The sequence below is a fragment of the Mycobacterium sp. NGS35 genome (assembly GCF_059812855.1).
Genome location: NZ_JCALDL010000013.1, coordinates 112,559 through 118,558, shown reverse-complemented (window position 1 = coordinate 118,558; position 6,000 = coordinate 112,559). Strand labels below are relative to the sequence as shown.

Annotated in this window: 7 protein-coding genes; 3 read left to right on the top strand and 4 right to left on the bottom strand. The window is 64.2% G+C overall.

Going from position 1 to position 6,000, the window contains the following annotated elements:
* Window positions 1-210 precede the first annotated feature (210 nt).
* Both AC5Y4C_RS18965 and AC5Y4C_RS18960 read right to left on the bottom strand, forming a co-directional pair.
* Window positions 211-1,128, bottom strand: a complete 918-nt coding sequence (locus AC5Y4C_RS18965; RefSeq protein ID WP_499964422.1) for a class I SAM-dependent methyltransferase — start codon at window positions 1,126-1,128, stop codon at window positions 211-213.
* A gap of 500 nt (window positions 1,129-1,628) precedes the next feature.
* Entirely contained in the window at window positions 1,629-2,120 is a 492-nt protein-coding gene (locus AC5Y4C_RS18960; RefSeq protein WP_499964424.1) for a MarR family winged helix-turn-helix transcriptional regulator, read from the bottom strand.
* A gap of 163 nt (window positions 2,121-2,283) precedes the next feature.
* Here AC5Y4C_RS18960 and AC5Y4C_RS18955 point away from each other — a divergent pair, with 163 nt between their 5' ends.
* The 3 genes from AC5Y4C_RS18955 (at window position 2,284) to AC5Y4C_RS18945 (ending at window position 5,266) form a co-directional block, all read left to right on the top strand.
* Entirely contained in the window at window positions 2,284-2,859 is a 576-nt protein-coding gene (locus tag AC5Y4C_RS18955; RefSeq protein WP_499908695.1) for a TetR/AcrR family transcriptional regulator, read from the top strand.
* Window positions 2,860-3,321: 462 nt separating this feature from the next.
* A complete protein-coding gene (locus AC5Y4C_RS18950; RefSeq protein WP_499964426.1) occupies window positions 3,322-4,263 on the top strand; it encodes an NADP-dependent oxidoreductase in 942 nt (313 codons plus the stop codon).
* 37 nt (window positions 4,264-4,300) lie between these two features.
* The gene (locus AC5Y4C_RS18945; RefSeq protein WP_499964428.1) at window positions 4,301-5,266 is read left to right on the top strand and encodes an NmrA family NAD(P)-binding protein; all 966 of its coding nucleotides are present in this window, start codon (window positions 4,301-4,303) and stop codon (window positions 5,264-5,266) included.
* 177 nt (window positions 5,267-5,443) lie between these two features.
* Here AC5Y4C_RS18945 and AC5Y4C_RS18940 read toward each other — a convergent pair whose 3' ends face one another.
* Entirely contained in the window at window positions 5,444-5,743 is a 300-nt protein-coding gene (locus AC5Y4C_RS18940) for a type II toxin-antitoxin system RelE/ParE family toxin (protein WP_499908200.1), read from the bottom strand.
* Window positions 5,740-5,991, bottom strand: a complete 252-nt coding sequence (locus tag AC5Y4C_RS18935; protein ID WP_499908198.1) for a type II toxin-antitoxin system ParD family antitoxin — start codon at window positions 5,989-5,991, stop codon at window positions 5,740-5,742. The genes AC5Y4C_RS18940 and AC5Y4C_RS18935 overlap by 4 nt, the downstream gene beginning before the upstream one ends.
* Window positions 5,992-6,000 lie beyond the last annotated feature (9 nt).

Below are 6,000 nucleotides of genomic sequence, written 5' to 3'. Positions count from 1 at the left end.
TCGTCACACCGCAGCCCCGCATCGCGCACAGGTGACAGAGCACGACACACAGCACATCACCACGTGCAGATCCGCGAAGACGAGGGCGGGCACGGGGCACGCACCTCGCGGCAGTCAAGGATGGTCATGACGTCTTGCCAGAACTCTTCTCGAAGCTGCTAAGCCTCTGTGTGCGGATCGGTGGTAGGGGCGTGTCGGAACCCACCGCCATCAGTTCACGGCTGGGCCATTGGGCTTCTCGCCCTTGACCGCTCTGACAAGTGAATTGGAGCGAATCATTTGAGCGGCTTCCGATTCTGGTCCTGGCAAGGCACGGCCGGCCTGCTGCAACAACTCACTGAGCGGTGTGGTGTTAGCTTTCCATCCCCGCGCACCGAACCACTGCTCGGCGGGTGCACACTGCTCGTTGTAGATCAAGGTGAAGAAGGTTCCGTCCTCGCCAGCGGCTCGCTCGGCGGCCTTGGCTGCTTCGAACGCCTGCTCGGGCATCGGCTCGCCTTCTTCGACCGCGACATGGCTGCCTGGGGCGGACGACGCGTCCACGCCCGCGAAAAGCCGCTCCTGCGCAGTCGCGGGTAGGTAGATCAGCAATCCCTCAGCCAAGAACGCTGACGGTGCAGAAGCGTCGAAGCCGTTGGCACGCAATGCGTTCGGCCAGTCTTGGCGCAAGTCCACAGCAACCTCGCGTCGCTCGGCGTTCGGTGATGCACCGAGCTCGGCGAGCACCTCACGTTTGAACTCCAGCACCCGCGGCTGATCCAATTCGAAGATCACTGTCCCTTCCGGCCAGCTCAACCGGTAAGCCCGCGAGTCCAAGCCGGCCGCGAGAATCACCACCTGCCGCGCCCCGTCGGCGGCCGCTTCGGCGAGATAGCGATCGAAGTAGCGGGTCCGCGCGGCCTGAAAGTCGATGAAGTGCCTGCCGAACTCGCTGTGCAACTTACTGTCGCCGCGGCCGTCGACAACATCGGCCCAATGGCCGCCCACCGCCCGGCAGAACACTTCGGCGTATGGGTCCACGGCGAGCGGATGGTCCTTCTTGGCCTCCAAAGCCCTTGCCGCGGCGACGAAAAGCGCTGTCGAACCCACGCTTGTGGTGATATCCCAGGTGTCGTCGTCGGTGCGCATGCTCCGAGGGTACCGGTGACCGGCATCAACCAGATTGAGCACAAATCAATTCGGGTCGGCCGCGCGATGACCCCGCACGAAGCGCTGCCAGCCGTCGCAAACACTAGGGGAGTAGCGGAGCTGCTGGCCTCGCTTGCCGCATCGCTGCCCATGGAAATAGTTGGGTAGATGGGCTCTCCCGGTGAAGCCGCATGCAGTAACCCCTTGACAGATCAACCCCACGCGATCACCGGGTGGTGCGTCAGAACCGGGGCCTAGTCGGAGCACCCCTCCGTCAGAGTAGGTGCCGAGAACGAGGACCTCTGAGCGCACCGGACCTATTTGGCGCGGCGAAGATTCGCGGCGCCGAAGAACATTCGATTAAGCAGTTCATCGCGGGAGTAGTTCGTGTTCTGCCCCGAAGACCGCTTCAGTCTGATTTAGGGACGAAAATCACTATGCAGCTTCCACGCGGGACGCCGTGCTCCCGGGGAATTCATCGACTGCGATCACACGGTTCGTCATGCGCTGGCGCGGCTTTTTCGCGCTGCGACGGAGCGAGGAGGGCGAGAACGCATGTGGTCGCGGGTTTTCTCCATCATGAGTCCCAGAGTGTGCACGTCGCTGGGATCGAGAGCGTCGAACAGTAGCTGGCGTACCACCTTGATGTGGCCGGGTAGAACCTTGGCGACTAGGGCGCGTCCCTTTTCGGTGATATCGACGACTGTCGCGCGTTGGTCGTCTGGCGATGTCGCTCGGGTGATGAGGCCCTCATCCTCGAGCAGCTTGGCCTGATGGGTGAGCCCGGATCGGCTGTACACCACACCGTCGGCCAACGAGGTCATGGTCAACGGATGCTCCGCGTGGGCGAGTTTGGCCAAGATTTCGAACTGCACGTAGCTGAGCTTGCCGTCGGCTTGCAACTGCTTTCGCACCGCATACTGAAGAAGGCTCACTGTCTCCATGAGAGCGAAGTAGGCCCGCAACTCGGCGGCGTCGAGGGCGTCGGGCATGTAGCCAGCGTAGTGCTTCAACCTCGAAGCGTCTGTTGGTGGACGAGGCGCGTGTAGCGATAGGGCGGTCGGACTCGAACGAACGCTCGGCGGGGCAAGGATCGCGCACCGCGGGCACGCATTGACATCAGAAGTCCTGGCCGTCGCACTACGCTTGCTCGAAATGGCGTCCACTCAGCCCCCTCGTAAGCTCCGAAAGGATGCTGCGCAGAACGCTGAACGGGTCATCGCTGCGGCGATTCGCGCGGGCTTGGCGGAGGGAAGATTTGTGCCCCTCGAGCAAATCGCGGCCGATGCTGGTGTGGGCATCGGGACGCTCTACCGCCGCTACCCCAACCGCGAGGCGCTCCTCGAAGCGATGGCAGTACGCGCCTACCGCTTGATTCTCGCCGAGGCGAAAGACGCGTTGGCGCATGGCGAAACAGGACATGATGCGATCGCCCGCTTCCTGCGCCAAACGTTCGCTCATCGCGACGAGCTGGTTCTTCCCTTGCACGGCGCACCGATGACCGAGGACACCGAATCGGCGGAACTCCGTCAACAGATGCATCAGACGATGGGCGCGATTGTTGCGCGTGGCCATCGCGACGGCAGCGTACGGCTGGACGTGACCGCAGGTGCGGTCGTTCGGTTCGGGGCCATGCTGGCCCGCCCTATGTCGAATGTGCCGGACTGGCCGGCCGCGGCGGCCGAACAGCGGTTGATCTTCCTGCGTGGCATCGCCGCTGCAAGTGACTGACAGCTGGCGCCGCGTTGTCGCACGTCGGAGATTCCAAAGAACGCATGTGCATTAGCTTCGTCCGCGGCGTTGTAGTGGAGGAAATCCTCCGCTACTAGTAGGGTGGGCGCATGCAGCTCCATGCCTCGCAATCGGAGGCATATGTCGCGGCGACGCGGCCGCACAATTCGTCGACTTCGATCGCTGACGCGGTGGATCCGGCGGCCCGCATCCGACGATCACGGCTGCTGGGATGAGTCTTTCGGGCGCCGGGCGGCGCCTGCACGCATCGACAGTTCCGCTCGGCGTTGCCGCTCGGGAGCGCGACCCACATGCCCGTCCGACAGCGCACCTCCTGATCGCCGCAGCGGCCCGGTACGGCCGGTTTCCGGCACGCCACTGATCCCGGGAATTGCTTCGATATAGAAGCGGTTAAACGGATGTCAATTGCTTCGGATTCGAAGCATTAACCAAGGAGGAAACATGAAGGCTGTCCGATACCACCGCTATGGCGACAGCGGCGTACTCGAATACGAGGATGCCCCGCGCCCGGTGCCGGGCCCCCAGCAGGTGCTCGTGAAGGTTGCCGCCACCTCGTTCAACCCGGTGGACGCTGGTATCCGCGGCGGCTATCTGGCCGAGGTGTACACGATCAGCTTCCCGCACATACCCGGTGTCGACCTGGCCGGGACGATCGCCGAGATCGGTGAGGGCGTACAGGGCTGGAATGTGGGTGATGCCGTGGTCGCGTTCCTTCCGCTGGATGCCGACGGCGCCGCCGCGGAGTACGCGATCGCCCCAGCCGAATCGTTGGCAGCCGCCCCGACGTCAATCGACCTCGCCGACGCCGCCGCCCTGCCCGAAGCGGGGTTGACAGCCTGGCAGGCCCTCTTCGAGGTAGCCGGCCTCACCAGCGGCCAATCGGTGTTCATCAACGGCGCCTCGGGCGCGGTGGGTGGTTACGCGATTCAACTGGCCAAGCAGGCCGGAACCGTCGTCACGGCCACCGCCAAACAACGCGATGCCGACCGGCTGCGCGGCTACGGTGCCGACCGGATCGTGGACTACATCGACTACACGCAATCCCCGGTCTCGGTCGAGGGCGCACCCTTCGACGTCGTCCTCAACCTGGTTCCCACCACCGACGAACAGACCAACGCCCTGATCGGCGTCGTCGCCGACGGCGGTTTCCACGTCGGCACCATGGTCTTCGGGCCGCAGAACCCAGAGCGCAACGTCCGGTCGCAGCGGGTCTTCGTGCGCAGCGACGCCGCTCAACTGGCCGAGCTGGTGCGCCGCGTCGACGACGGACAGTTGCGCATCGGGGTCACCCACCGCCGCCCGCTCGCGCAGGCCGCGGCCGTGCACGACGAATCCGATGCCGGCCGCCTGCACGGCAAGACCATCCTCGTGCCCGGCCTGTAGCCGTAATCATCGACCCCTCAACAGATTGGGAGTAATGATGTCCGAGCAGAAACTGATCGCCGTCGTCGGAGGCACCGGATCGCAGGGCGGTGGCCTCGTCCGAGCCATCCTCGACGACCCCGCACAGCAATATCGCCTGCGCGTCCTCACTCGCAGCGCCAGGTCCGCGAAAGCGCGCGACTTGGCGGCCGCAGGCGCCGAGGTTGTCGAGGCCGATCTCGATAACGGGGCGAGCGTGCGAGCAGCGTTCGACGGCGCCGAGGGCGCATTCGTCGTCACCAACTATTGGGCTGAACGCACCGCCGAAGAGGACGCCGCACGGACCAGGGCCGACATGGAACTTCAGCAGGCCGACAACGCCGCGCTGGCAGCCAAGCAGGCCGGCGTCAAGCACGTCATTTGGTCGACGCTGGAAGACACGCGCGACGTCTTGGGCGCCGACGACCAAGTGCCGACCGTCGAGGGGCGCTACAAGGTGCCACACTTCGACGCCAAGGCCGAGGCGGATGCCTTGTTCCGCGAGTACGACGTCCCGACGACCTTCCTGCGCACGACGTTCTTCTTCGAGAGCTTCGCCGGCGGCGTCGGCCCGACGCGGATCGGTGACGGCACGCTGGAACTCAGCCTCCCGATGGCTGACCAACCGCTGTCGGGCATCGCCGTCGCCGACATCGGTAAAACCGCGTTGGGCATTTTCAAGCGCGGCGCAGAGTTGATCGGTCAGACGGTGAGCATCGCCGGTGATCACCTGACCGGTGAACAATACGCGTCGGCGTTCAGCGACGCCTTCGGCGAACCGGTCATCTACCGACCCATGAGTTGGGAACAGTTCCGTGCGCTGGGGTTCCCAGGGGCCGTCGAGATGGCCAACATGTTCCAGTACTACGCGCAGAACTCGGCCCGCTTCGTCGGCGATCGAGATCTGGCTGCGGTGCGCCGACTCAATCCAGCGCTGCAGTCGTTCCGCGATTGGCTCGCCCACGCCGGTCTCCAACGCCCGTAGTTAGGCCGGCCATGGCACGGCGACTTCCTATTGCCGCAACCCATCGATGACGCGTTTAGCGTATGGCGTGCGCGTGAGTTGAAGGTTGAAGGTGGCACGAGCGCAGCGCTGCTCGCGCAGCAGGGTGCGCAACGTCGTGTCGAGCGCATACGACGGTGTGGTCATGGCGCCCGCGCGTCAGTCGAGGTGCCGGTCGACATCCATGCGTTTGTGGAGGATGCGCACCACGTCGACGAGACCTCCGCCGGCGCCAACTCGGTAATAAAGCGTGTGTGATCCCGCCGTATGCCGTCGGTAGCCGGCCCGAACCTCGTCGCAGGACTTTCCAATTAGCGGGTTGTCCGCCACAAGCTCAATCGCATGCTGAATCACCCGCACGTACGCTTCGGCCTGATCGTCATTCCACCGTTCGCAGGTGTAGTCCCAGATCTGCTCCAGATCAGCCTGGGCAGCAGGGGACAGGACATATCGGCTCACCGTCCGCGAGGTTCTCTGGCGCGCTTCCGCGACACAAACTCATCGAACTCGAACGGCGTCGACGCGCCGCTATTTTCACCAGCTACCAGTGCCTCACGGAGGGCATTTAGATGGGTCTCGCGTTCCTCGAGCAGCCGCAGCGCAGCGCGTACGACGTCGCTCGCCGAGCGGTATCGTCCTGATGCGACCTCGTCTTCGATAAACGCATTGAAGTGCTCATCCAGGCTGAACGAGGTGTTCCTACCCATACGACAAAT